General features: G+C 66.8%; 20 protein-coding genes and 2 tRNA genes. 6 read left to right on the forward strand and 16 right to left on the reverse strand.

The genetic code is table 11. The features are described from left to right. Positions 1–6: 6 nt before the first annotated feature. The 5 genes from FHS97_RS05775 to lon all read right to left on the reverse strand — a co-directional run bounded on the left by FHS97_RS05775 (position 7) and on the right by lon (position 7,888). Positions 7–2,829, reverse strand: a complete 2,823-nt coding sequence (locus FHS97_RS05775; protein WP_184034427.1) for a TonB-dependent receptor domain-containing protein — start codon at positions 2,827–2,829, stop codon at positions 7–9. Between the two features lie 100 nt (positions 2,830–2,929). Next, positions 2,930–4,549 (reverse strand): hypothetical protein, encoded by a 1,620-nt coding sequence (locus FHS97_RS05780; RefSeq protein WP_184034430.1) that lies wholly within the window; start codon positions 4,547–4,549, stop codon positions 2,930–2,932. Positions 4,550–4,920: 371 nt separating this feature from the next. Continuing rightward, a tRNA-Val gene (locus tag FHS97_RS05785) sits at positions 4,921–4,995 on the reverse strand. Positions 4,996–5,056: 61 nt separating this feature from the next. Then, entirely contained in the window at positions 5,057–5,329 is a 273-nt protein-coding gene (locus tag FHS97_RS05790) for an HU family DNA-binding protein (RefSeq protein ID WP_028965329.1), read from the reverse strand. A gap of 162 nt (positions 5,330–5,491) precedes the next feature. Then, complete coding sequence (gene lon / locus FHS97_RS05795) at positions 5,492–7,888, reverse strand: endopeptidase La (protein WP_184034434.1); 2,397 nt, start codon at positions 7,886–7,888, stop codon at positions 5,492–5,494. On the opposite strand from lon, the gene FHS97_RS05800 reads away from it, so the two are divergent. Together FHS97_RS05800 and FHS97_RS05805 are read left to right on the forward strand one after the other, a co-directional pair. Continuing rightward, a complete protein-coding gene (locus tag FHS97_RS05800) occupies positions 7,887–9,647 on the forward strand; it encodes a M1 family metallopeptidase (protein ID WP_184034436.1) in 1,761 nt (586 codons plus the stop codon). The genes lon and FHS97_RS05800 overlap by 2 nt on opposite strands. Beyond that, on the forward strand, positions 9,617–9,862 hold the full coding sequence (locus FHS97_RS05805; protein WP_184034438.1) for a hypothetical protein: 246 nt from the start codon (positions 9,617–9,619) through the stop codon (positions 9,860–9,862). Before FHS97_RS05800 ends, FHS97_RS05805 begins: the two co-directional genes overlap by 31 nt. Before the next feature lie 45 nt (positions 9,863–9,907). Here FHS97_RS05805 and FHS97_RS05810 read toward each other — a convergent pair whose 3' ends face one another. From FHS97_RS05810 to FHS97_RS05840, 7 genes are all read right to left on the reverse strand, one after another. Further along, positions 9,908–11,032, reverse strand: a complete 1,125-nt coding sequence (locus tag FHS97_RS05810; RefSeq protein WP_184034440.1) for a calcium:cation antiporter — start codon at positions 11,030–11,032, stop codon at positions 9,908–9,910. Positions 11,033–11,534: 502 nt separating this feature from the next. Next, the gene (gene clpX / locus FHS97_RS05815) at positions 11,535–12,803 is read right to left on the reverse strand and encodes an ATP-dependent Clp protease ATP-binding subunit ClpX (protein WP_159758985.1); all 1,269 of its coding nucleotides are present in this window, start codon (positions 12,801–12,803) and stop codon (positions 11,535–11,537) included. A 266-nt stretch (positions 12,804–13,069) separates the two neighbouring features. Then, positions 13,070–13,756, reverse strand: coding sequence for an ATP-dependent Clp endopeptidase proteolytic subunit ClpP (clpP, locus tag FHS97_RS05820; protein ID WP_246346497.1), 687 nt, complete (start codon positions 13,754–13,756; stop codon positions 13,070–13,072). A 56-nt stretch (positions 13,757–13,812) separates the two neighbouring features. Further along, positions 13,813–14,757, reverse strand: coding sequence for a glycosyltransferase (locus FHS97_RS05825; RefSeq protein WP_184034442.1), 945 nt, complete (start codon positions 14,755–14,757; stop codon positions 13,813–13,815). Next, positions 14,754–16,322 carry a hypothetical protein gene (locus tag FHS97_RS05830; RefSeq protein WP_184034444.1) on the reverse strand — a complete coding sequence of 523 codons (1,569 nt, stop codon included), beginning with the start codon at positions 16,320–16,322 and terminating at the stop codon, positions 14,754–14,756. The genes FHS97_RS05825 and FHS97_RS05830 overlap by 4 nt, the downstream gene beginning before the upstream one ends. A gap of 148 nt (positions 16,323–16,470) precedes the next feature. Next, complete coding sequence (gene tig, locus FHS97_RS05835; protein WP_184034446.1) at positions 16,471–18,162, reverse strand: trigger factor; 1,692 nt, start codon at positions 18,160–18,162, stop codon at positions 16,471–16,473. 58 nt (positions 18,163–18,220) lie between these two features. Next, positions 18,221–18,305, reverse strand: a tRNA-Leu gene (locus FHS97_RS05840). 106 nt (positions 18,306–18,411) lie between these two features. On the opposite strand from FHS97_RS05840, the gene FHS97_RS05845 reads away from it, so the two are divergent. Beyond that, entirely contained in the window at positions 18,412–18,573 is a 162-nt protein-coding gene (locus tag FHS97_RS05845) for a hypothetical protein (protein ID WP_184034448.1), read from the forward strand. Between the two features lie 13 nt (positions 18,574–18,586). Then, entirely contained in the window at positions 18,587–18,787 is a 201-nt protein-coding gene (locus FHS97_RS05850; protein WP_184034451.1) for a hypothetical protein, read from the forward strand. 33 nt (positions 18,788–18,820) lie between these two features. Here FHS97_RS05850 and FHS97_RS05855 read toward each other — a convergent pair whose 3' ends face one another. From FHS97_RS05855 to gatC, 4 genes are all read right to left on the reverse strand, one after another. Further along, a complete protein-coding gene (locus FHS97_RS05855; protein ID WP_184034454.1) occupies positions 18,821–19,582 on the reverse strand; it encodes a hypothetical protein in 762 nt (253 codons plus the stop codon). Positions 19,583–19,775: 193 nt separating this feature from the next. Then, positions 19,776–21,239: an Asp-tRNA(Asn)/Glu-tRNA(Gln) amidotransferase subunit GatB gene (gatB, locus tag FHS97_RS05860; RefSeq protein WP_184034457.1), complete on the reverse strand. Its 1,464-nt coding sequence runs from the start codon at positions 21,237–21,239 to the stop codon at positions 19,776–19,778. A gap of 12 nt (positions 21,240–21,251) precedes the next feature. Further along, entirely contained in the window at positions 21,252–22,736 is a 1,485-nt protein-coding gene (gene gatA, locus FHS97_RS05865) for an Asp-tRNA(Asn)/Glu-tRNA(Gln) amidotransferase subunit GatA (RefSeq protein WP_184034460.1), read from the reverse strand. Beyond that, positions 22,736–23,023: an Asp-tRNA(Asn)/Glu-tRNA(Gln) amidotransferase subunit GatC gene (gene gatC / locus FHS97_RS05870; protein WP_184034463.1), complete on the reverse strand. Its 288-nt coding sequence runs from the start codon at positions 23,021–23,023 to the stop codon at positions 22,736–22,738. The genes gatA and gatC overlap by 1 nt, the downstream gene beginning before the upstream one ends. Before the next feature lie 136 nt (positions 23,024–23,159). On the opposite strand from gatC, the gene FHS97_RS05875 reads away from it, so the two are divergent. After that, entirely contained in the window at positions 23,160–24,260 is a 1,101-nt protein-coding gene (locus FHS97_RS05875) for a DUF3089 domain-containing protein (protein WP_184034467.1), read from the forward strand. A 239-nt stretch (positions 24,261–24,499) separates the two neighbouring features. Next, positions 24,500–24,964, forward strand: a complete 465-nt coding sequence (gene ruvX, locus FHS97_RS05880) for a Holliday junction resolvase RuvX (protein ID WP_184035036.1) — start codon at positions 24,500–24,502, stop codon at positions 24,962–24,964. Positions 24,965–25,162 lie beyond the last annotated feature (198 nt).

A 25,162-nucleotide genomic window follows, 5' to 3' on the forward strand; every position in this document is an offset into this window, starting at 1 on the left:
CTCCGGTCAGAACGTCACGCTCGCCCCCAGCGTAAACAGCCGGCCGAGCCGGTAGTTGTTGATGTCGACGCGATTGCCGCCCTCGAAGGTCTGGAACTCCTGGTAGCGCGTGCCGGTGAGATTGCGCATCTCGGCCTTGATCTCGACCTTCTTGGTCAGGAAATCGACCGTCTGGCGGGCGACGAAGTCGAGGCGGATGCCCGGCTTCTCGATGATGTCGGGCTGGAAGCCGGCACCGCCGAGCAACGACGGGCCGCGGTTGGTCACGCGCTCGCTGGCGTAGTTGAACAGCAGGGTCGCCTGCGTGCCATTGTCCTTGTCCTCGAACCCGAGTTGCAGGTTGACGAGGTGGTCGGACTGGCCGGTGAGCGGTGCGCCGTCACGGAACAGGCTGGCGGCTGGCGCGAAGTTGGTCTGGCAGCCGCCGAGCGTCGTCCCCTCCAGCACGCCGGGGACGCAGGTGCGGTCGGCGGTGAGCGCCGAATGCGTCCAGGTGTAATTGGCGATCACCACCGCGCGCTTGCCCGCCATGCCGGCGGAGATGAAGTCGAGCGGGATATATTTCTGCGCCTCGATCTCGGCGCCGTACAATCTGGCGCGCGGCAGGTTGGTGAAGCCGGTCTGGAGCCGCGCATCGGGAGTCGGGAAGAAGCCGACCTGCTCGATCGGATTGTCGATGCGCTTGTAGAAGCCCGCCAGCGTGATCCGCTGGTCACGCGCGAAGAACCACTCGTAGCGCGCCTCGAGATTGTACAACTCGGAGTCCTTGAGGCGCGGGTTGCCGAAGAACAGGCGATCCGATTCGAAGTCGCGGAACGCCTGCGGCGCCAGCTCGCGGAACTGCGGACGCGCAATCGTCTTCGACGCGGCGAGGCGCAACTGCATGTCCTGCGCGAAATTCCACGTCAGCGTCGCGCCGGGCAGGAAATAGTCGTTCTTGAGCCGCGTGCCGGTGGCGTTGACGGGCGTCACGGTTTGCGTTGCGGTCTCGTAGCGGACGCCGACGATCGCGCGGACGCCATCGAACGCTTCGGCCTCGGCCTGCACATAGCCGGCGTGGACGCGCAGCAGCGCGTCATAGGCGTAGGAGCCGTTCTGCCCGGCGTCGAAGCGCATCTGCACCGCGGTGTCGGACGGATTGCCCGCGCCCGGCACCGGGCAGCCGTTCACCACGTCGGGCGACAGCAGGTAATCGGGGCGGAACAGGTTGCACGGGAACGGGATCGCTCCGCCCGCCACCGTCTGATAGGTAAACGGCAGGCGCGTCGAGCTGCGCTCGTTCTCCGAATAATAATAGCCCGCCGACAGCGTCATCGGGCGCTCGCCCTGGAACTTGTAGGCGACGTCCGCCTGACCCGAATAGAGGTTCTCGTTCAGCTCGCTGAACACCACCGTCGCGAAACGGTCGAAGGCGTTGGTCGCCTGCCACACACCCGGGCAGCTCACCCCGGTGTCCGACACCGGCGCGTTGCTCAGATCGGTGTTGAGTGAGGTGTTGCAGAGATAGATGAACTGCCGCTCATAGGGCGAGTTGCGCTGCGAATTGGCATAGGCGCCGCGCAGGTCGATCGACAGATCCTGCACCGGCTTGAACTCGCCGACCAATTGCGTCTCGATCAGCTTGCGCTCGAACCAGCTCGTGTTCTGCTGGAACAGCGGGTTGCCGCTCGAATTATTGTAGACGGTCGCCGCCGAGGCACGCCCCTGCTTGAGCGTGTCGTGGATATAGACGTTGGTCCAGCGGATCTTGTTCTCGCCGAACTCCGCACCGAAGCCGAGCAGCCCGTTCACCACCGCGCGATTGTCGGTGATGACGGTTCGGAAATCGTTGCGGATCGTGCCGTCGTCGCTGACCGTGTCCTGCTGCACCGCATCGCGGGTGCGCCAATTGTTCGACACGCCGACGCTGCCGATCAATCCGACGCGGGTGCCGCCGAGATCGCCGGTGACGCCGAGGTCGAGGCTGCCGGAATAATTGGCGGGGGTGTCGCTGTTGCGCTGGAGCAAGGTCGTGCGCGCGTTCGACAATTGCAGTACCTGCGCGCTGGGGATCACGCCGTTGCCGGCCGGTGCCTGCTTGATGAAATCAGGAACGTTGCGCTCGCCGCCGTCATAGCCGAGCCAGTCGGTCTTCGACCCGAAATAGGTATAGCCGAGCCGCCCGGTCGTCTCGGTGTCGATCCCGCCCGACGCGCCGACCGTGAAGAAATTCTCGTCGGGGATCGCCTTGGTGGTCAGGTTGATGACGCCGCCGCCGAACTCGCCGGGATAATTGACCGAATAGGTCTTCTGGACCAGCGCCGAGCCGACGACTGTCGTCGGGAAGATGTCGAGCGGAACGGTGCGGCGCAGCGGCTCGGGGCTCGGCAGCGGCGAGCCGTTGAGCAATGCCGACGAATAGCGATCGCCGAGCCCGCGCACGAAGACATAGCCGTTGCCGACCACCGACAGGCCGGTGACGCGGGTCAGCGCGCCGGCGATGTCGCCCTCGCCGGTCCGCGCGATATCGGCGCTCGACAGCACGTTGACGACCTGCGCGGTGGCGCGGACCGCATTGGGGATGTTGCGCCCGACCACGACGATGTCGCCGGCGGTGCTGGCGTCGACGCCGGGCGCGGAGATTTCCGCCTGATCGTCGGCGCCGCCCGGGACGGCATCCTGCGTCGCCTCGGCCTGGCGGTCGGCGGAGGTCGCCGGGCCCGGCGAGGTGGTGCTGGTCGGCGGCGGGCCGGCCGGCGTCGACGGGGCCGGAGCGACCTGTGCGAGCGCCGCGGGGGCGACCAGCGTGGTCGTCAGGAGAAGGAGCGTGGCGAGGGTGCGCTGGCGCATGGTCGGGTGTTCCGATCGAAGGTAATAAAAGCGTGCCCGGGGCGGCGCGATCAGGCGCTCCCCGGGCTCCGCCCTTTCACGAGGGACTAAGCGCGGCGGCTCAGCGGCCCTGGCACTGGAAGTAGATCGAGTTGAAGGTCGGCGGGCCGACGTCCTGCAACGCGCTGTCGGCCGGGCGGATCGTCGTGCGCGTGTCGCCCGAACCGGCGCCCGCGATCACGTTGAGGCACGCCGCGCCCGACTGAGTCTTCACGATGCCGTTGACGAACGCGAAGTCCGCACCGCCGCGCAGCCGGATCGCGGCCGGGGCCGAGTTCGTCTGGATGAAGGTGAAGTTGGCGTAGCGGCCGTAGGTGCGCGGCAGCAGGTCTTCGGCATTGTTCGAGTCGATCTCGGTCGCGAACGAGTCGGCGGTCGAGCCGCCGGCCTTTTGCGCGGCGATGATGAACTGCATGAACCCGCGCCAGCCGTTGTCGACGTCGAAGCCGTCGTCGTCGGCGCCGGTGACGACGAAATATCTGAGGTTGGTCGCGCCACCGAAGATTTCGATCCCGTCATCGGCCGAATTGTGGCTCTGGACGTGGTCGATCGTCGTGCCCGAGCCGGTGCCGCCCAGCGTCAGGCCCTGCAGCTCGTTGCCCTCGCTGATCGCGATCCCGGTGTAGCGGATCTGGACGTACTGCATCGTCCCCGAACTGTCGGCCGCATCGGTGCCGCCGTAGAGGCGACCGCTGACGCCCTCGATCTGCTGCTGGCACGGCGCAGCCGCACCCGCCGAGGTGCCGTCGGCGGTGTTCGGACCGGTGCCGGTGGCGCAGACCGCGGTCGGCGCCTTGCCGAGCAGGATCACCCCGCCCCACAGCCCTTGCGATGAATCCGACACGCCGTTGCTGGCGAGGTTCTGTTGCGCGGTGAAGATGATCGGCGCGTCGGCGGTGCCGACCGCGTTGATCTTGCTGCCGCGGTTGACGAGCACGACGTCGTTCGAGGTCTCGGTCGAGTCCGCCGCGAGCACGACGCCCGGCTGGATCGTCAGCGTCGCCGCCGCGCCGCCGTCGACGCCAACCTCGGTCAGGCCGCGGAAGCGGTACAACACGCCGGCAATCTTCGGCAGCGTCAGGTCGGCAGAAATCACGGCCGGCAGGCGGCACGCACGGAAGGTCTGCACCAGACCGTCATCGATCGTCCCGGTCGGGCAGGCCGCAGCCGAACCGCCGCTGCCGACGGACGGCACCGCGGTGCACGCGCTGCTGTTGAGGAACGTCGCGCTCGACGAATTGCAGGTCCAGCCCGAAAAGGCATTGTCGTTCGGGCCGCTGAGCGCGCCGACGAAGCTGGTGTTCTGGAGGAAGCTGCTGTTGCCCAGCACCGTCTGCGGGTTGCTGGCGGTGGCGAGCGAGGTGCCGCTCACCGGGTAGACGCCGTTCAGCGTCGTACCGAACCCCTGAAGGTTGTTGTTCTGGCCGGCGTTGACCAGCGCGACCTGCTCATCGGCGGTGATGCTGACGCCGTTGACGGCGGTCGCCAGCGCGAACTGCGCGGCGGTCAGCGGGGTCGGCGTTGCGGGGCCGGTCGGGGTCGGCGTCGGGGCCGGCTGATTGATCGTGATCGGAATGCTGCCAGCGCCCGGCGACGCCACATCGTCCGCGCCGCACGACGCCAGCAACAATGCGGCACTGGATGTCAGCAGCATCTTGCTGCGGCGGCTGAAGCTGACCATGAACTCACTCCCTTCGAAATACAGGCCGGTTTACAAGGCCCTGATCCGAGTCGGGCCTGATGCCCGCCCGATCGTCGAGAGCGCCGCTAGGCGGTAAAAATGACGGCTGAATGCGATTTGGAAGACGGTTGCGTGACGTGGTCGTTACGGTTGCATGACATGTCCGGAGACGGGACTTCATTCCGGCTTCACGTATCGCGCTGCCGCGGTCTTCCCGGACGTGATTCCGGATCCCGCTTCCATTCCGAACGTGGATAAAAGGCGGGACGCCGGATCAAGTCCGGGCTGACGAGCACCTGGGGCGCCGCCCCTTCGCCCGGACGCGAAAAGCCCCGCCGGTCGCTGACCCGCGGGGCTTTTCGTGAACCGGATGGTGGGCGCGACAGGGATTGAACCTGTGACCCCACCCGTGTGAAGGGTGTGCTCTACCGCTGAGCTACGCGCCCATCCGTTGGCGGAGCGGCGCAATTACGCAAGCCCCTCCGCCCTGTCCAGAGCAAATTCGCGTCAGTTGAGCGAATCCTTGAGCACCTTGCCGGCCTTGAACTTCGGCTGGCTCGACGCCTTGATCGTCATCGGCTCCCCGGTGCGCGGGTTGCGACCGGTCGAGGCCTTGCGCTTGCTGACCGCGAAGGTGCCGAAACCGACCAGCCGCACCTCGTCCCCCTTCTTGAGGCACGCCGAAATGGTGTCGAACACCGCCTCGACCGCGCGGCTCGCCTCATTCTTCCCCAATCCGGCGGCCGTCGCGACCTGCGCGATCAGTTCCTGCTTGTTCATCCCGCAAAACCCCACTTTCAAAAAATATTACGTAGATGGAATGGATTCGCGGATTGGCACCCGCACCCGGCCATTAACGCGTCCGCCTATGGCGGAGTCAAACAAAACCGCCGCACCGGAATCCCGGTACGGCGGTCTCAATCGCCTGACAATCGATGTGATTTAGTGGTGCAGCTCGCCCCCGACCGGCGCGATCGGCGCCGGGGGCAGCGCGGCGAGCTCGTCGGCCTCGGTCCAGTCGATCGCCTCGAGCGGACGCACCAGCGCAAGCCGCAGCACCTCGTCGACATGCGCAACCGGCACGATCTTCAGCCCCTCGCGGATGTTCTGCGGAATCTCGGCGAGATCCTTCTCATTCTCCTTGGGGATCAGCACCGTCTCGATCCCGCCGCGCAGCGCTGCGAGCAGCTTCTCCTTGAGCCCGCCGATCGGCAGCACGCGTCCGCGCAGCGTCACCTCGCCGGTCATCGCCACTTCCTTGCGGACAGGGGTGCCGGTCAGCGTCGATACGATCGACGTGACCAGCCCGATCCCGGCCGACGGACCGTCCTTGGGCACCGCGCCCTCGGGCAAGTGGATATGGATGTCCTTGCGGTGGAACAGGCTGGGCTTGATCCCGAACGACGGCGCGCGCGCCTGCACGAACGAATAGGCGGCCTGCACCGATTCCTTCATCACGTCACCCAGCTTGCCGGTGACCTTCGCCTGCCCCTTCCCGGGGACGGTGACGCTCTCGATCGTCAGCAATTCGCCGCCGACCTCGGTCCAGGCGAGCCCGGTGACCGCGCCGATCTGATCCTCGGTTTCCGACAAACCGTGCCGGAACTTCAGCACTCCCGCATAGTCGGAGAGATTGTCCGGCGTGATCGTGACGCTCTCGGTCTTGCCCTCCAAGATCTGCCGCAGCGCCTTGCGGCACAGCTTCGCCACCTCGCGCTCCAGCGTACGGACGCCGGCCTCGCGGGTATAACGCTGGATCAGCGCGCGCAGCCCCTCGTTGGTGAGCGTGAACTCGCCCGGCTTGAGCCCGTGCGCCTCGATCTGCTTGTCGACCAGATGGCGCTCGGCGATCTCGACCTTCTCGTCCTCCGTATAGCCTTCCAGCCGGATGATCTCCATCCGGTCGAGCAACGGCTGCGGGAGATTGAGCGAGTTGGCGGTGCAGACGAACATCACGTCCGAGAGGTCGATGTCGATCTCGAGATAATGGTCGTTGAACTTCGCGTTCTGCTCCGGATCGAGCACCTCGAGCAGCGCCGAGGCGGGATCGCCGCGGAAATCCTGCCCCAGCTTGTCGATCTCGTCGAGCAGGAACAGCGGGTTGCTGGTGCCGGCCTTCTTGAGGTTGGTCACCACCTTGCCGGGCAGCGAGCCGATGTACGTCCGGCGGTGGCCGCGGATCTCGGCCTCGTCGCGCACGCCGCCCAGCGACTGGCGGATGAACTCGCGCCCGGTCGCCTTGGCGATCGACTTGCCCAGCGAGGTCTTGCCCACGCCCGGCGGGCCGACGAGGCACAGGATCGGTCCCTTCAGCTTGTTGGTGCGCGCCTGCACCGCCAGATATTCGACGATCCGGTCCTTGACCTTCTCCAGCGCGTAATGGTCCTCGTTGAGGATCGCCTCGGCGGCGGGGATGTCCTTCTTGATCTTGCTCTTCTTGCCCCATGGCAGCCCGAGCAGCACGTCGAGATAGTTGCGCACGACCGTCGCCTCGGCGCTCATCGGCGCCATGGTCTTGAGCTTCTTCAGCTCGGCGGTGGCCTTGGCGCGCGCTTCCTTCGACAGCTTGAGCGTGGCGATCTTCTGGGTCAGCTCGGCGATCTCGTCGCCCTCGCCTTCCTCGCCCTCATTGCCCAGCTCGCGCTGGATCGCCTTCAGCTGCTCGTTGAGATAATATTCGCGCTGCGTCTTCTCCATCTGACGCTTGACGCGGCTCTTGATCTTCTTCTCGACCTGCAGGACGCCGAGCTCGCCCTCCATCAGCGCGTAAGCCATCTCGAGGCGCTTGAGCGGATCGGCCTGCATCAGCAGCGCCTGCCGCTCGGCGACCTTGACCTGGATATTGCCCGCGACCGTGTCCGACAACCGGCCGGCATCGTCGATCTCGGCGAGCTGCGCGGCCAGCTCGGCGGGGAGCTTGCGGTTGAGCTTCGCGTAATTCTCGAACTGGTCGACGACCGAGCGCATCAGCGCCGCCGCCTCTGGCCCCTCGGCCACGGCATCGGCGACCGGCGCAACCGTCGCGGTCAGAAACTCGCCGCTTTCCTCCAGCGTTTCCAGCGTCGCGCGCGCCTTGCCCTCGACCAGCACGCGCACGGTGCCGTCGGGCAGCTTGAGCAATTGCAGGACGGTGGCCGTAACCCCCATCGAATAGAGATCGTCACGTGCCGGATCGTCCTCGGCCGGATCGAGCTGCGCGACGAGGAAAATCTCCTTGTCGGCGGCCATCGCGGCTTCCAGCGCGGCGACCGACTTGTCGCGCCCGACGAACAGCGGCACGATCATGTGCGGGAAGACGACGATGTCGCGAAGCGGCAGAACGGGGAAAGCAGACGTCATGGATACTCCGGTGCCGCCGGTCGGGGGCGGCCTACCTTCTTTATATGGTGCGTTCGCCCGCGGCATCAATCTTCTGCTCGCGCTCGCCGTTTCCACGACCCCTGGCGCGGCGCAATTGCCGGGCAAGGGCGAGCCGCCGATCAGCGAACAGACGCAGCTTTCCGGGGGCGTGCGGCCCGCCGGACAGGCCGATCTGATGCTGCGCTCCGCCGATCTGTCGTTCGCCCCCGACCCGGCGACGCGCCGGATGATGGCGCGCGCCGCGCTGGTCGTCGCCGCCCGGCGCGACGTGGCGGCGATCACGCTCGACCTCGACTCCAACTACAAGGTGGAGTCGGTGACGGTCGACGGCAAGCCGGTGCGCGCGGCGCGTCCCGACGGACGGATCGTCGTGCCGCACGCGCTGACCCGCACGACGCAGGCGACGGTCGTGATTGTCTATGAAGGCACGCCGCATGTCGCGATCAACGCGCCGTGGGACGACGGCATGGTCTGGGCGCAGACGCCCGATGGCCGGCCATGGATCGCGAGCACGACCGAGGGCTATGGCTGCGACCTGCTGTGGCCGTGCCTCGACTTCCCGACCGGCGAACCGGAGGTGGCGACGCTCCACATCGTCGCGCCCAAGGGCCTGAAAGCGCCGTCGAACGGGCGGCTGCTCAGGGTCGAGACGCTGCCCGATGGACGCACCGTCTGGCACTGGCGCGCGCGCCAGCCCAACACCTATGCGATCGCGATCAACATCGGGCCGTATGAGGTGATCGAGGGCAGCTACAAGAGCCGCTACGGCAACACCATTCCGCTCTATTACTGGCACCTGCCCGGCGAGGGTGCGCAGGCCAAGAAGCTGTTCGACGAATTCGCGCCGACGCTCGACTTCTTCGAAAGCGTGATCGGTCCCTACCCATTCGGCGACGAGAAGCTCGGCGTAGTCGAGACGCCGCACAAGGGCATGGAGCATCAGACGATCAATGCCTACGGCAACGGCTATGCCAAGGCGCCCGAAGGGTTCGACTGGCTGTTCCACCACGAATTCAGCCACGAATGGTTCGCCAACCAGCTGACCGCCGCCAATTGGGACGATTACTGGCTGCACGAGGGCTTCGGCAGCTACATGCAGCCGCTCTACGGCCAGTGGCGCGAGGGCGACGCGCGCTATGCGGTGATGCTGGAGGCGCAGCGCAACCAGGTCACCAACCGCGCCCCGATCGTCCGTGACCGCGTACTGACCGAGGAAGAGGTCTATGAGCCGAGCAAGGGCGGCGCGGGCACCGACATCTATTACAAGGGATCGTGGACGCTCCACACCTTGCGCTGGCTGATCGGCAACCGCGCCTTCTTCGATTCGGTGCGGCGGCTCGTCTATGGCCGGCGCGATCCGAAACCGGGCAATTTCACGCCACGCTACGGCTCGACCCGCGAGTTCGAGACGATCGTCCGCGAGGAAAGCGGGCGCGATTTATCGTGGTTCTTCGACACCTATCTGCGCGATCGCGCGTTGCCCGAGCTGGTGACGACGCGCGACGGCGACACGCTGCGGCTCGCCTGGCGGACGGAGCGCGCGCGCGTCTTCGCGATGCCGGTCGAGCTGACGGTCGATGGCGTGATGCGGCGGGTCCAGCTGCCCGACGGCTCCGCGACGGTCACGGTGCCGCCCGGGGCGCATGTGGTGATCGATCCGGCGGCGCGCATCCTGCGCCGCTCGGTGGCGGTGGAGGAATATCAGCAATGGCGACAGCAGCAACAAAAGCCCCGCTGACCGGACGCGTGGTCGAGATGGCCGCGATCTTCATGATCGGCGACGGGCTGCTCGGGCTGACGCAGACCGCGCGGCATACCGATCTGTGGAAAGAACGTGCGCTGGGCGCGGAGCGGACGGTGCGGCCGTTCGTCGGGCGACCGGGGCGGCGACGGCTCTATGCGCTGGTGCAGATTGGCGCGGGGCTGGCGCTCGCGGCGCGGCAGCGGGGGTGAACCTTTGAGGGCTCGTCATTGCGAGCGTAGCGACGCAATGACGAGTCAGGGCACCACCGTGGTGAACAGATAGACGGCGAAGATCACCAGATGCACCGCGCCTTGCAGCACGGTGGTCCGCCCCGTGCCGAGCGAGATCGTCGCGATGAACAGCGACAGCGCGAGCAGGATGATCTTCATCGCGCTGAGCCCGAGCGCGAGCGGCAGATCAAGCACGAGGCTGACGATCGCGACCGCCGGGATCGTCAGCCCGATCGTCGCCAGTGCCGAGCCGAGCGCGAGGTTGAGGCTGGTCTGGATGCGGTTGCGCGCCGCGGCGCGATAGGCGGCGAGGCTCTCGGGGGCGAGCACCAACGCCGCGATCACAACGCCGACCACGGCCAGCGGCAGCCCCGCGCCGAGCACCGCTTCCTCGACGGTCTGCGACAGCGCCTTGGCGAGCAGCACCACCGCGACCAGCGCGACCAGCAACGTGCCGAAGGCGACCGCGGTGGTCGCGCGACTCGGCATCGCGGCATGGCCGTCTTCGTCGCCCTGTTCGGGAAGAAAATATTCGCGGTGGCGCAAGGTCTGCACCATCACGAAGACGCCGTAGAGGAACAGGCTGACCACCGCGACCAGCACCAGTTGCGAGGTGGCATAATAGGGTCCCGGCGTGGTGAGCGTATAATTGGGGAGCACCAAGGTCAGCACCGCCAGCGCGGCCAGCGTGCAGAGCGCGGCACTGACCCCGCGCAAGGTAAAGCGCTGTTCGCCATGTTGCAGCCCGCCGACCAGCAGGCACAGCCCGATGATGCCGTTGAGGATGATCATGATCGCCGCGAACACGGTATCGCGCGCCAGCGCCGACGCGTCGCCGGCGTCGGAAAGCATCAGCGAGACGATCAGCGACACCTCGATGACGGTCACCGCGATCGCGAGCACGAGCGTGCCGAACGGCTCGCCGACGCGGTGTGCGACCACCTCGGCGTGGTGGACCGCGGCGAGCACGCAGCCGAACAGCACGACCGTCGCACCGATCGTCCCGGCCGCACCAAATTTGTAGAGCGACAGCAGCACGGTCAGCAGTCCGAGCGGCGGCATCGCCAGTGTCCACAACGGCAGGTCGAGCCGGTGGAGCAGCGAGCGGCGCACATCGGCGGGCGGCAGGGCGTCGTCTTCGAGGGTCATGCGATCGGTGGGCTCCCTTCTCCCGACCAATGCATGAGGCGCGGACATGATCCGCGGGTGAAACGATCTGGGACAGTCTGCAATGGGGGCAGGCCATCGCGGGTGGCAGCGATCTACGACAAAGCTCGACCAAACCTTCGAGCACTTCGTCACCCCTGACTTGTTCCGGGGTCCACGGCTACACATAGTCGACGGGTGTGGCGGTCACCGCACGGTGGAGGCCGGAACACGTCGCCATGCGGTAGGGGCTAGGGTGTGATAACGCCAAATCGTCAGTCATTGCGAGCGTAGCGAAGCAATCCAGAGCCGGATCAGGACGCCGTGGATTGCCTCGCTACGCTCGCAATGACGGTCGGCTCATTCGACCAGACGTCATCATGATCTAGACAGCGCGCACCACTCGGTCGAGCGGCGCACTGGCAGCAGAAGAAGCGGGGTCCCGGGTCAAGCCCGGAACGACGGGGCGAAGGGAGCCCAGCTCCCTTCGCCCCGCGCCTTAAGATCAGGCGACCTCGCCGGCCTTCTTGCTCTTCTCGGCATAGACGCGGACCGGGTCCTTGCGGCCCTCGACCACGTCCTTGTCGATCATCACCTCGTCGACCGAGTCCATCCCCGGCAGGTCGAACATCGTGTCGAGCAGGATCGCCTCGAGGATCGAACGCAACCCGCGCGCACCGGTCTTCCGCTCGATCGCCTTCTTGGCGACCGTGGTCAGCGCATCGTCGGTGAAGCCGAGCTTGACCTCCTCCATCTCGAACAGCTTCTGATACTGTTTCACCAGCGCGTTCTTCGGCTCGGCGAGGATCTTGACCAGCGCCGGGATATCGAGATCCTCCAACGTCGCGATCACCGGCAGACGGCCGACGAACTCGGGGATCAGCCCGAACTTGAGCAGATCCTCCGGCTCGGTCTGGCGCAGCACCTCGCCGGTGCGGCGTTCTTCCGGAGTCGCGACATAGGCGCCGAAGCCGATCGACTTGCCCTGCAAGCGATCGCCGATGATCTTCTCGAGCCCCGAGAAGGCGCCGCCGCAGATGAACAGGATGTTCGTCGTGTCGACCTGCAGGAACTCCTGCTGCGGATGCTTGCGCCCGCCCTGCGGCGGCACGCTGGCGGTGGTGCCTTCCATCAGCTTGAGCAGCGCCTGCTGGACGCCCTCGCCCGACACGTCGCGGGTGATCGACGGGTTCTCGGCCTTGCGGCTGATCTTGTCGATCTCGTCGATATAGACGATGCCGCGCTGCGCGCGCTCGACGTTGTAATCCGACGCCTGGAGCAGCTTGAGGATGATGTTCTCGACATCTTCACCGACATAGCCGGCCTCGGTCAGCGTCGTGGCATCGGCCATCGTGAACGGCACGTCGAGGATGCGCGCGAGCGTCTGCGCCAGCAGCGTCTTGCCGCAGCCGGTAGGACCGACGAGCAGGATGTTGCTCTTGGCCAGCTCGACATCGGCACCCTTGGCACCGTGGTTCAGCCGCTTGTAGTGATTGTGGACCGCCACCGACAGCACGCGCTTGGCCTGCTTCTGCCCGATGACGTAATCGTCGAGCACATCGCAGATTTCCTGCGGCGTCGGCACCCCGCCGTCCTTCTTGGCGACCAGCGCGGACTTCGTCTCCTCGCGAATGATGTCGTTGCACAGCTCGACGCATTCGTCACAGATGAAGACGGTGGGTCCGGCGATCAGCTTGCGCACTTCGTGCTGCGACTTGCCGCAGAACGAGCAGTAGAGGGTGCTCTTGCTATCGCCGCCACTAAGTTTCGTCATTCAGTCCATCCTTCGTCGCGGATCGTCGACCCGCTCTGTGCGCGGCGCAGGCTAACGCACCGCTCCTTAAGCAACAACGTACAAAGCGTCGTTGGCCGCCGCGCGGCGCGAAGGTCCCGCTTCGCGCCGGCGCAACGTCCTATATCGAACGTACCGCGACGGGCTTCAAGGGCGAGCCCGGCGCGGTTCGTCGCGAACCGGTTATAGCAAGTCAGGGTAAGCAATTGGTATCGACGCGCGCCGGTCGCGCGCGCCGCTGCCCCGGATCACGCCGCCGCCGCGTCCTCGGCCGGCTGCGGGCGCTTGTCGAACACCTGATCGATCAAACCGAATTCCTTCGCCTCCTCGGCGCTCATGAACTTGTCGCGGTCCATCGCGCGCTCGATCTCCTCGAGCGGCTTGCCGGTGTACTTGGCATAGAGCGTGTTGAGGAAATGGCGCATCCGCAGGATCTCGCGCGCCTGGATCTCGATGTCCGCGGCCATGCCCTGCGCCCCGCCTGACGGCTGGTGGATCATGATGCGGCTGTTGGTCAGCGCGACGCGCATCCCCGGCTCACCACTGGCGAGCAGGAAGCTGCCCATCGACGCGGCCTGACCGATGCAGACCGTGCCGACGCGCGGGCGGATATATTGCATCGTGTCATGGATCGCCATGCCCGCCGTGACGACACCGCCCGGCGAGTTGATGTACATGTAGATGTCCTTCTTCGGATTTTCCGACTCGAGGAACAGCAGCTGCGCGGTGATGAGGCTGGCCATGCCGTCCTCGACCCCGCCGGTCACGAACACGATCCGCTCACGCAGCAACCGCGAGAAGATGTCGAACGAGCGCTCGCCGCGGTTCGACTGCTCGATCACGATCGGCACCAGCCCGGCCTGGGTCTGATGCAGCCCGAGCCCGGCGCTCGCCAGCTTGCCCGCGAAATCGCCGGTGTCGAACGGATTGTGCATGGAAACTCTCTTTTCGCTTAGGAAGAGCCGCAACATCGGTGCTTCCGCGAAACGGTTCAAGCCCCTTCGCTTACCCGTCTCGGCGCCGGCAGTTGCAGATAGGCGAGCCGCCGCACCTCGCGCCGCCCGCGCACCACCGTGTCGAGGATCAGCCCGGCGAAAAAGCAAAGCGCCGCCAGGATGATGAGCCCGGTGGTCAGGATCGCGGTCGGGAAGCGCGGGACCAGCCCCGTGTGCATGTAGGTGACGACCAGAGGTGCCGCGAGGATCACCGCCAGCACCGCAAGCAGCCCGCCGATCCCGCCGAAGAACCACAAGGGCCGTTCGATCCGGTAGAGGGTCGCGATCGTGCCGAGGATTCGCCAGCCGTCGCGATAGGTGCTCAGCTTCGACACCGACCCTTCCGGGCGCGCGAAATAGGGCGTCTCGACCTCGCCGACCGGCATCTTGAGTTCGAGCGCGTGGACACTGATTTCGGTCTCGATCTCGAAGCCGACCGACAGCACCGGGAAGCTCTTGACGAAGCGACGCGAAAAGACGCGATAGCCGGTCAGGATGTCGGTGAAGCTGCGCCCGAACAGCCGGGTCAGCATGCCCGTCAGCAGCGCGTTGCCGAGCCGGTGCCCGCGGCGATAGGCAGCCGCCGCCTCGCCGACGCGGCAGCCGACCACCATGTCGAGCTGCTCGTCGAGCATTCGCGCGACCAGGGCGGGCGCGGCGCTGGCGTCATAGGTCGCGTCGCCGTCGGCCATCACATAGACATCGGCATCGACGTCGGCGAACATGCGACGGACGACCGCGCCCTTGCCCTGGATCCGCTCGGTACGGACGATCGCGCCCGCCGCCGCGGCGCGCTCGCAGGTCCGATCGCGGCTGTTGTTGTCGTAGACGTAGATCGTCGCCTCGGGCAGCGCGGCGCGGAACGACGCCACGGTCTGCGCGATCGCGGCTTCTTCGTTATAGCAGGGCAACAGCACCGCGACCCGCGACGTCGACTTCACCGCAGCACGTCCTCCATCGACCGCGCCTGCCGCGTGCGCAGCACCGCCACCAGCGCGAAGAACACCGGCAGCCAGATCAGCCGGCCCTGATAACGATATTGCGGATCGGCGACCGCGCCGCCGAAGAAGCAGCAGACCAGCATCCCGACCCCGGTGATGACCAGCAGGTTGCGCATCTGCACGAACGCCGTGCGGTCGCGACGTGCGAGCATCGGCAGCGTCACGGCCAGCGCGAGCAGCGAGGCGATCACCGCGGCGTAGAGGATCGCGTTCATCAGGTCGCGCGGCCAAGCGTTGCGGCCCGACGGAGTGCGCATGAAGCGCGCGCGCACCGACGGCGGCAGGCTCTCCCAGCAGGTCGGCACAGTGCCGCAACCCTGATTGAGCGCGTCATAGTCGATCCACAGCAATTGCTGGAGCGTGTTGCGCGCCGAGGCGGTGACCTGCTCGACCGGATAGGCGCGCAGCACCGCCATGGCGAAGGCGACATCCTCCTCGCCCATGATCCGGCGCTGCTCGGGCGAGGCGAGCATATAGGCGCCATATTGCGGCTCGACCGAGAACAGCCATGCGGCGTTGTTGTACGGCTTGCCCATGGGAATGCGGCAGGCCTCGAAACGATTGCCCTCGCAGCCGGCCTCGATGAACTTCTGCCCGGGCCCGTCGGCGTAGAAACGCGAGGTGAGCAGCGGCAGCAATTGCGGCGCGCGTCCGATCGCCATGCGCGTGGCGAAGGTGGTCGCCTGCAGCGCCAGCACCGCCACGACGATCGTCCCGATCGCGGCACACCAGGCGCGCGGCGGCGGTCGCAGCCAGCCGAGCAACCGCAACAGCACCAGCGTGCCGGTCATGCCGATCAACATGGTCAGATGCGTGAGATGGGCGATCGCCGACATCACCATGACCGCGACGAGGAACGCGATCTGCCAGCGCGACAATCGCCCCGGCAGCGCGAGCAGCGCCACCGCCAGCATCCCGAACGACGCAAAGCCGTCCGCGAGCAACATGCTGTTGTAGGTCGGCAGGCTGGTGGTGAGCGCCAGGACCAGCGTCACCAGCGTCACGAGGCGCGGAGTCGCCACGTCGAAGCGCCGCAGCACCATGATGATGAGCAGATAGGCGATCACCGCCTGAAGCAGCACGAACGGCCAGAACCAGCCCAGCACCCAGCCGGCGTAGATCAGCGCGCCGATGTACGGCGAGCGGCCGCTCATGACGAGCCCGCTCTTCAGGTCGTTGGCGCTGGTGCGGTGATCGGCTTCGGCGGTGGCGGGACGGTCGGGCAAGGGTGCGCGCGCGGCCGGCGGACCGGCGGGCAGTTGCTCGGCATAACGCGCGGTCCACGCGGTCGACAGCGTCCGGCCCGAGGCGAGATGCACCGCCAGATCGGCGGCACGAATGTAATTGGTGCTGTCCGGAAAGAAGAACGGCTGGCCGTTGACGAGCCCCGTCCACATCAATGCGAGCACGCAGACGAGATGACGGAGGAGGTCGAGCAAGCGAGTGCGACCGTTCCGCGCGGCGGTGTCCCGCCGCTCGTTTTCGCCGCCCAACGCCATGTCCATCGCAGGCCCCCTTTGCCAACGCCCCTGAACGGCCGCGTCTAACAGCCGGAAAGAGGGGCGTCATCCGCCTTCATGTGCGACAATGGGACAGTCGGGGGCGCATGGCGCCCGGCAGCATCACCGCCGCCGGGCGCCATGCGAACCGCGCTTACTGGGTCTTCTTGGCGCGCGGCTTCTTGGCCGGTGCGGCGTCGGCCGCCTGCGCCCCCTCGGCAGCTTCGGCTGCCTCCGGCGACGATTCCGTCACCTGGGTTTCCGTCTCGACCGGCGCAGCCGCCTTCTTGGCACGCGGCTTCTTGGCGGGCGCCGCTTCGGCGTCGGCGTCGGCAGCCGGCTCGATCACCGCACCGGCGTCCTCGCCCTTGGCGACCGGCTTCTTGGCGGCAGCCTTCTTGGCGGACTTCGCCTCGGACGCCTCGCCCTCGTCCGCAGCCTCGGCCTTCTTCTTGCCGCGGGCCTGCGTCGGCTTGTGATTGTCGTGATCGTGGCTGTGCGTGCCGGTCGCGAAACCGTCCTCGCTCTCGATTGCGGCTTCCAGCTCTTCCTTGGTCGTCTCGCGCTCGGTGATCTCGGCCTTGTCGAACAGGAGGTCGACGACCTTGTCCTCGTACAGCGGGGCGCGGAGCTGCGCGGCGGCCATCGGGTCCTGCTGGACGTATTGCATGAAGCGCTGACGATCCTCGGGACCGTATTGCTGCGCCGCCTGCATCAGCAGCCGCTGCATTTCCTGCTGCGTTACCTCGACGCCGTTGGCCTGACCGATCTCGCTCAGCAGCAGGCCGAGACGAACGCGGCGCTCGGCGATCTTGCGGTAATCGTCGCGCTCCTTCTCCATCTCGTCGAGCGCGGCCTGCGGATCGGGCTCGTGCGTCGCTTCGTGCTGGAGCTGCTGCCAGATCTGGTTGAACTCGGCCTCGACCATTGACGGCGGCACGTCGAAGTCATGCCCCTCTGCCAGCTGGTCGAGCAACTTGCGCTTCATATAGGTGCGCGTCAGGCCGTTGTTCTCCTGCTCGAACTGGCCCTTCACCAGCCCGCGCAGCTGCTCGAGGCTTTCCAGCCCGAGGCTCTTGGCCATCTCGTCGTCGATCTGGCTCTCGCCCGCGGTCTTCACCGACTTGATCGTCAGGACGAAGGTCGCGTCCTGGCCGGCCAGTTCCTTCGCGCCGTAATCCTCGGGGAAGGTGACCTTGATCTGGCGCTCCTCGCCGGCCTTCGCGCCGATGACCTGCTCCTCGAAGCCGGGGATCAGACGACCCGCGCCGATCTCGACCGCCATGTCGGTCCCGGTGCCACCGTCGAACGCCACGCCGTCCAGCGTCTTGCCGACGAAATCCATGACGACCTGATCGCCGGTCTCGGCGGCCTTGTCGCCGGCGTCTTCCCAACGCTTGGCACCGTCGGCGAAGCGCTTGAGCTGCTCGTCGATCGCCGATTCGTCGACCGGCACGGTCAGCCGCTCGAGCTTCAGGCCCTCAATGGCGGGCGCCGGCACCTGCGGGAGCACTTCCAGCTCGACCTTCAGCTCGGCGTCCTTACCCGACTCATAGCCCTCGGCCAGCTCGACGGTCGGCTGCATCGCGGGGCGAAGCTGCTTCTCGGCGATCAGCGCCTGGATGCCTTCCTGGATCGAGGTGTTCAGCGCGTCCTGCTCGATCGCAGGGCCGTGCATCTTCTTGACCAGATTGGTCGGCACCTTGCCCGGACGGAAGCCCGGCATCTTGATCTGCGGCGCAACGCGCTTCAGCTCGGCATCGACCCGCTTGGCGATGTCGCCGGCGGGGATCGTCAGGGTGAAGGCGCGCTTCAGGCCCTCGTTCAGCGTCTCGACAGTCTGCATTGGCCGCTTTCGTCAGAAGAATTTCGTTAGTGGTGGCCAACCCCGCTGGCGCGGGGACTGGTGCGGGCGAAGGGAATCGAACCCCCACATCTTGCGATACCAGAACCTAAATCTGGCGCGTCTACCAGTTCCGCCACGCCCGCTAGTCGGACACCGCCGGTCGGCGGCATCTATACCGACGCGCGCGATGGGGCAAGCGGGCAACCCGCGCTTCGACTACGCGTTGAGGGTGCGAAGGAGAAAAATGCCATGGCGACCAATCCCGGAGATCTTCCCGCGGACGTGCCGCAGCCCACGCAGCCGGGCACGCCGGACACCCCGCCGCCCGAAATCACCCCGCCCGGTCCGGACATCGACGTCCCCGCGCCCGGTAATCCGGCCGGCACGCCCCCGACCAATCCGAGCATTTGAGGAAGCTGAGGCCATGACCGAGAAGACGATCGATCCGATCCCGAACCGCGACGACGAGCGCCCCGACATCCAGCAGGCGGTCGAGGCGCGCAGCGACGCGGTGGCGCGCGGCGAAGGCGGCGAGGAGCCGGCCCGTTTCACCGATACCGGCGAGTTCGACGGCAACAGCGGCACCGGCGGCGAAGTGAAGAACCAGGACCTGACGCAGCAATAGATTTTGTGGCGCCGCCGGTGCTGTCCGCCTGACTCAGCCGCCTATGGCAAAGTCATAGACGCGGGCGCTCATCACACCGCCGGCATAGAGCCCAGAACCTGAACCAGCCGACATCGAGTAAAGGAAACCGTATTCGCCCGGCGTCAGATCGGCGTCGGGGCGTACCCGGAAGACGCCGGGCGCGACGCGGTCATAGCTGAACGCGATGCGATCCTTGTCCATGATGCCCGTCTTCGAGCCGGCGATGTTGAAGCTGCCGACGCGCGCTTCACGCCGGTCCGCCTTTACGTCGAAGCGGATGAGGCTGAATTCATTCGGCGACGTGATCGTTACCGCCGGTCCGGCGATGAACGACCCGGTGTTGGCGCCGTGCGACAGGCTGCTGTTCGCCTCATCGAAGTAGAAATAGAATTCCGGGCGCGCCGCCGTTCCATGAATACGCGCATGTGCGTTGGGGATGACCGACTTCATCTTGATGGAGGCAAGGCCGCCGGTCATCATATAGCCGAGCATACCGCCGGTCTTCGCCTGATTCGCGGTCGTCGGGTCGATCCTCGCCATTGCGGCGGCCGCGCCCTCTCCCTTCAACAAGTAAATTCCTGCCGGATGCGGCACCCTCCAGTCGGGTGAATCGATCGAGGCGGCCGGCGCCGCCGTCGCACTGGCGGTCGCCAGCATCGCCGCAATCACCCCCGACGGAACTCCCTGCTGTTTCAAGGCGATAATCTGATCGGTCGACAGATCGAACTGGCCGGGCGTCGCCTTGATCTTTGCGATCACCGCCTCGTCGCCCAACCCGGCCTTGACCAGCGTGACGATCGTGGCGTTGCTCAGGGTTTCGGCCGAGGCAGCGCTCGGCAGCGCGCACGCCAGCAGCGTAGCGATTAGTAATCTCATCTAAATTCCCCCCTTGCCGTCGAACGACGACAAGGAGGAACTTAGCTGCTACTCCCGCCGGAGCAAGCGGGCGCATCCTGCATTGGGTCGTTTACCCCAGCGCCTTCTTCAGCAGGTCGTTGACGACGGCCGGATTGGCCTTGCCGCCCATCGCCTTCATCGTCTGCCCGACGAAGAAGCCGAACAGCGCGACCTTGCCGCCGCGATACTGCTCCAGCTGACCGGGGTTCTTGGCGAGCACCTCGGCGATCACCGCCTCGATCGCGCCGGTGTCGCTGGTCTGTTTCAGACCGCGCTCCTCGACGATCTTGCCCGGCGCGTCGCCGGTTTCCAGCATCGCCTCGAACACCTGCTTGGCGAGGCTGCCCGACAACGTACCGTCGGCGACCAGCGCGAGCAGCTCGGCCGCCTGACCGGGCGTGACCGGGCTCTCGCCGATCGATTTCCCGAGGCGATTGAGCGCGCCGAACAGTTCGCTGGTCACCCAATTGGCCGCCGCCGCCGGCTTGGCGCCCGCGTCGAGCAGCGCGTCGAACCAGCGCGCGCTCTCGACCTCGGCGGTCAGCACCTGCGCATTGTACGGCGTGATCCCCAGCCCCTCGTAGCGCGCACGCTTGACGTCGGGCAGCTCGGGCAGGCTGGCGCGGCATTCGTCGAGGAACGCCTCGTCGAGTTCGAGCGGGAGCAGATCGGGATCGGGGAAGTAGCGGTAATCGTGCGCGTCTTCCTTCGAGCGCATCGAGCGCGTTGTGCCGCTGTCGGGATTGAACAGCCGCGTTTCCTGCACGATCGTGCCGCCGGCCTCCAGCACGTCAACCTGCCGCGCCGCCTCATGCTCGATCGCCTGCATGACGAAACGGATCGAATTGACGTTCTTGGTTTCGGTGCGGGTGCCGAATTCCTCGCCGGGCTTGCGCACCGAGACGTTGACGTCGGCGCGCATCGAACCCTGATCCATATTGCCGTCGCACGACCCGACATAGCGCAGGATCGAGCGCAGCTTGGTCAGATACGCCCCGGCCTCGGCGGGCGAGCGCATGTCGGGGCGGCTGACGATCTCCATCAGCGCGACGCCCGAGCGGTTGAGGTCGACGTAGGAGCGCGTCGGATGCTGGTCGTGCATCAGCTTGCCGGCGTCCTGCTCGACGTGGATGCGCTCGACACCGATCGTCTTGGTGTCGTCGCCGACCTCGATCTCGATCGCGCCCTCACCGACCAGCGGATGATAAAGCTGGCTGATCTGATAGCCCTGCGGCAGATCGGCGTAGAAATAATTCTTGCGATCGAACCGCGACCATTTGTTGATCTGCGCGTCGATCGCCATGCCGGTGCGGACCGCCTGACGGATGCACTCGCGATTCGGGACCGGGAGCATGCCGGGCATTGCGGCGTCGACCAGCGACACCTGCGTGTTCGGCTCGGCACCGAAGGTGGTGGCCGCGCCCGAGAACAATTTGGCGTTCGACGTCACCTGCGCATGGACTTCAAGGCCGATCACGACCTCCCAATCGCCGGTGGCGCCCTTGATGCGGAACGGGGTGGATGCGTCAGCCATGATTCGTCTTTCTTACCACCACTTAGCCGGTCGCGCCGTGAAGCCGGCGCGTTCCTCGATCGCCAGCGCGGCGTTGAGAACGCCCTGTTCGTCGAGCGGCTTGCCGATCACCTGCAGCCCGAGCGGCAGCCCCGACGCGTCGACGCCGCCCGGCACGCTCATCGCAGGCAGGCCGGCGAGGCTGGAGGGGACGGTGAATACGTCGTTGAGATACATAGCCAAAGGATCGGCCGACTTCTCGCCGAGCGCGAACGCCGCCGAGGGTGCGGTCGGGGTCAGGAGCACGTCGCAGACCTCCCAGGCGCGCTCGAAATCGCGGGCGATCAGCGTGCGGACCTTCTGCGCCTGCGTGTAATAGGCGTCGTAGAAGCCGGCGGAGAGGACGTAGGTGCCGATCAGGATGCGGCGCTTGACCTCGTCACCGAAGCCTTTGGCGCGCGTCCGTGCGTACATCTCCTGCAAATTAGCCCCGTCGGGGAGATCGCGGAGGCCGTAACGGACCCCATCATAGCGCGCGAGGTTCGACGACGCCTCCGCCGGTGCAATGATGTAGTAAGCCGGCAGCGCGTAGCGGGTGTGCGGCAACGAGACGTCGACGATCTCGGCGCCGGCATCCTTCAGCCACGCGATCCCCTGCTGCCAGAGCGCCTCGATCTCGGCGGGCATGCCGTCGACGCGATACTCCTTCGGGATGCCGACGCGCTTGCCGGCGAGCGAGGCGTTGAGCTGCCCCTCCCAGTTCGGCACCGGCAGGTCGAGCGAGGTCGCGTCCTTCGCGTCAAACCCGGCCATCGCCTCCAGCATGATCGCGCAGTCGCGGACATCGCGCGCCATCGGCCCGGCCTGATCAAGCGACGAGGCGAAGGCGATCGTCCCCCAGCGCGAGCAGCGGCCATAGGTCGGCTTGATCCCCGAGATGCCGACGAACGCCGCCGGCTGGCGGATCGAGCCGCCGGTGTCGGTGCCCGTCGCGCCCGGCGCGATGCGCGCCGCAACCGCCGAGGACGAGCCGCCCGACGAGCCGCCCGGCGCGAGCGGGGCGTTGCCGCCGTCGTTGCGCCGCCACGGGCTGATGACGTTGCCGAAATAGCTGGTCTCGTTCGACGAGCCCATCGCGAACTGATCGAGGTTCAGCTTGCCGAGCATCCCCGCGCCGGCATTCCACAGGTTCTGCGACACCGTCGATTCATATTCGGGCGTGAAGCCTTCGAGGATGTGGCTGGCCGCGGTGGTCGGCACGCCCTTGGTGCAGAACAGGTCCTTCATCCCGATCGGCACGCCCGCCATCGGCCTGAGCGTCTCGCCCGCGGCGCGCGCCTGATCGGCGGCATCGGCGGCGGCGAGCGCGTGGTCGGGGGTTTCGACGAGAAAGGCATTGAGCGGCTTGGCGGCGGCCACCGCGGCGTTGAACGCCTCGGCCACTTCGCGCGCGGAAAAGTCGCCGTCGCGGACGCCATTGCGGATCGCGGCGATGCCCAGATCGGTGAGTGCGGTCATTATTCGATCACCTTGGGCACAGTGAAGAAGCCATGTTCGGCCTGCGGCGCGTTCGCCAGCACCTTGTCGCGGACCCCGCCGTCGGTGACGACATCGTCGCGCAGCCGCAGGTGGTTGGGGATGACGGCGGTCATCGGCTCGACCCCGGCGGTGTCGACCTCGCCGAGTTGCTCGATCCAGTCGAGGATGTTGCCGAGTTCGGGCGCGAGCCGGGCGGCTTCGTCGTCGGTGATGGCGATGCGGGCGAGGCCGGCGATGCGCCTGACGGTTGCGGTGTCAACGGACATGCCGCCGCCGCTACCACCCGGCGCCCCGATCTTGCAACACGCCTCGCACGCGGTTGCGCGCGCCGCATTCCTGGGGCACCAGCTTTGCGGTTGCGGACCCGGCGATTTTGCTGCACCGCACAATGGTGTCGCACATTTGGTCCGCAAATTCCTCTATGTCGTCGTCGCGCTGATCGTGCTGGCGACCGCGGCTGCCTTTGCCTACCGCCTGTGGGGCGTCGGGATGATGCGGATGGCGATGGTGCCGGGCGAGTCGTTTCGTGACCAGAACCGCCTGACCGCAAAGGATTATGCGCCTGATTCGATGTGGCTGGCGCGACCGGCGCTGGCGGGCAATCCGGCCTTGTGGACGCCGCCCGGCTATTCGCCGCGCAAAGCCCCCGGCGGCGCGGCGGTGTTCTTCATCCATCCGACCTCCTACCTCAACCGCGCGCACTGGAATGCGCCGCTGACCGACCCGGAGGCCAACAACCGCGCGGCCCTGTTCCTGCGCGGGCAGGCGAGCGCGTTCAACGAGGCGGGCGAGATCTGGGCGCCGCGCTATCGTCAGGCGACGTTCGGCGCGTTCCTGACCGACCAGCGCGCCGCCGAACAGGCGCTGGCGCTGGCCTATGGCGACATCCTCGCCGCGTTCGACGCGTTTCTGGCCGAGGCCGGGCCGACGCGCCCGATCATCCTCGCCGGGCACAGCCAGGGCGGGCTGCACCTGACGCATCTTCTCAAGGACCGGGTCGCCGGCACGCCGCTCGCGAAGCGGATCGTCGCGGCCTATGTCGTCGGCTGGCCGGTGTCGGTCAGCAACGACTTGCCCGCGCTGGGGTTGCCGGCGTGCGAACGCGCCGACCAGCGCGGCTGCGTGCTGTCGTGGCAGACCTTCGCCGAGCCCGCCGATCCGTCGCTGATCCTCGACAATTACGATCGCTCGACCGGGTTCGACGGCAAGCCCCGGCGCGGCACGCAGATGCTGTGCACCAACCCGCTGACCGGCACGCCGAACGCCGCCGCGCCGCCGTCCGCCAACCTGGGGACGCTGTTCCCCAATGCGGCGATGAGCGAGGCGCGGATTGAGCCGGGGCGGATCGGCGCGCATTGCGGCGGGCGCGGGCTGTTGCTGATCGGGTCGCCGCCGGATGTCGGCCCGTACACGCTGCCCGGCAACAACTACCACGTTTACGATTACAGCCTGTTCTGGGCGAACGTCCGCGCCGATGCGGCGCGGCGGCTCGCGGCGCGGTGATGACGCGTGACGTGTGACCTTCCAACTCCGTTCGCGCTGAGCTTGTCGAAGGGCGTGTGCCGGGACACGAGCTTCGACAGGCCGAGCAGGAACGGGGTTGGTAGAGCCATGCACTCGGTAAATGCTCTGGCGTCCGATGGCGTCGACCTGCTCCGTCATTGCGAGCGCAGCGAAGCAATCCAGGGTTGGACCAGGACGCCCTGGATTGCTTCGCTGCGCTCGCAATGACGGGGGTTTCGATGATCGTCACCGGGTCGGCGGCGTTCCGCGCGTTATTGCCCGAGGGCGGGCGGTTGCTTGGGCTGGACGTCGGGACCAAGACGGTTGGGACGGCGCTGTGCGACGCCGGATGGAGTTTCGCGAGCCCGGCGCAGCTGATCCGGCGGACGAAGTTCACGACCGACAAGGCGGCACTGGTCGCGCTGTCGCAGGCGCAGCAGGTGCGCGGCTGGGTGATCGGGCTGCCGCTCAATCTCGACGGCACCGAGAGCCCGCGCAGCCAGTCGACGCGGGCGTTCGCGCGCAACTGTCGCGACACAGGGCTGCCGATCCTGCTGTGGGACGAGCGCTGGTCGACGGTCGCGGCGGAGCGCGCGCTGATCGAGCAGGACTTCAGCCGCGCCAAGCGGGCCGAGCGGATCGACAATCATGCCGCGGCGCATATCCTGCAGGCGGCAATCGACGCGCTGGTGGCGGTGGCCTGATTCTTTCGCCCCCGTCATTCCCGCGAAGGCGGGAATCCAGAACCTATGACGCCTCGGCCCTCTCGAAGACCTGCGCGTCTGGATCCCCGCCTCCGCCGGGATGACGGAAAGAGGCAGGTGGTAAGGTGGGCGCTTCCCGCAACATGCCGTCCTCCCGGACTTGATCCGGCATCCCGCTTCTTAGCTCGGTCGCAACGT

The sequence above is a fragment of the Sphingomonas endophytica genome (genome assembly GCF_014199415.1).
GTDB classification, from domain to species: Bacteria; Pseudomonadota; Alphaproteobacteria; order Sphingomonadales; family Sphingomonadaceae; genus Sphingomonas; species Sphingomonas endophytica.

Excerpts from the sequence above, each read along its gene's own strand:
- FHS97_RS05775 (WP_184034427.1), bottom strand. The coding sequence starts at position 2,829 with ATGCGCCAGCGCACCCTCGCCACGCTCCTTCTCCTGACGACCACGCTG.
- FHS97_RS05780 (WP_184034430.1), bottom strand. The coding sequence starts at position 4,549 with ATGGTCAGCTTCAGCCGCCGCAGCAAGATGCTGCTGACATCCAGTGCC.
- FHS97_RS05790 (WP_028965329.1), bottom strand. The coding sequence starts at position 5,329 with ATGAACAAGCAGGAACTGATCGCGCAGGTCGCGACGGCCGCCGGATTG.
- FHS97_RS05800 (WP_184034436.1), top strand. The coding sequence starts at position 7,887 with ATGGATACTCCGGTGCCGCCGGTCGGGGGCGGCCTACCTTCTTTATAT.
- lon (WP_184034434.1), bottom strand. The coding sequence starts at position 7,888 with ATGACGTCTGCTTTCCCCGTTCTGCCGCTTCGCGACATCGTCGTCTTC.
- FHS97_RS05805 (WP_184034438.1), top strand. The coding sequence starts at position 9,617 with ATGGCGACAGCAGCAACAAAAGCCCCGCTGACCGGACGCGTGGTCGAG.
- FHS97_RS05810 (WP_184034440.1), bottom strand. The coding sequence starts at position 11,032 with ATGACCCTCGAAGACGACGCCCTGCCGCCCGCCGATGTGCGCCGCTCG.
- clpX (WP_159758985.1), bottom strand. The coding sequence starts at position 12,803 with ATGACGAAACTTAGTGGCGGCGATAGCAAGAGCACCCTCTACTGCTCG.
- clpP (WP_246346497.1), bottom strand. The coding sequence starts at position 13,756 with ATGCACAATCCGTTCGACACCGGCGATTTCGCGGGCAAGCTGGCGAGC.
- FHS97_RS05830 (WP_184034444.1), bottom strand. The coding sequence starts at position 16,322 with ATGGACATGGCGTTGGGCGGCGAAAACGAGCGGCGGGACACCGCCGCG.
- tig (WP_184034446.1), bottom strand. The coding sequence starts at position 18,162 with ATGCAGACTGTCGAGACGCTGAACGAGGGCCTGAAGCGCGCCTTCACC.
- FHS97_RS05845 (WP_184034448.1), top strand. The coding sequence starts at position 18,412 with ATGGCGACCAATCCCGGAGATCTTCCCGCGGACGTGCCGCAGCCCACG.
- FHS97_RS05850 (WP_184034451.1), top strand. The coding sequence starts at position 18,587 with ATGACCGAGAAGACGATCGATCCGATCCCGAACCGCGACGACGAGCGC.
- gatB (WP_184034457.1), bottom strand. The coding sequence starts at position 21,239 with ATGGCTGACGCATCCACCCCGTTCCGCATCAAGGGCGCCACCGGCGAT.
- gatA (WP_184034460.1), bottom strand. The coding sequence starts at position 22,736 with ATGACCGCACTCACCGATCTGGGCATCGCCGCGATCCGCAATGGCGTC.
- gatC (WP_184034463.1), bottom strand. The coding sequence starts at position 23,023 with ATGTCCGTTGACACCGCAACCGTCAGGCGCATCGCCGGCCTCGCCCGC.
- ruvX (WP_184035036.1), top strand. The coding sequence starts at position 24,500 with ATGATCGTCACCGGGTCGGCGGCGTTCCGCGCGTTATTGCCCGAGGGC.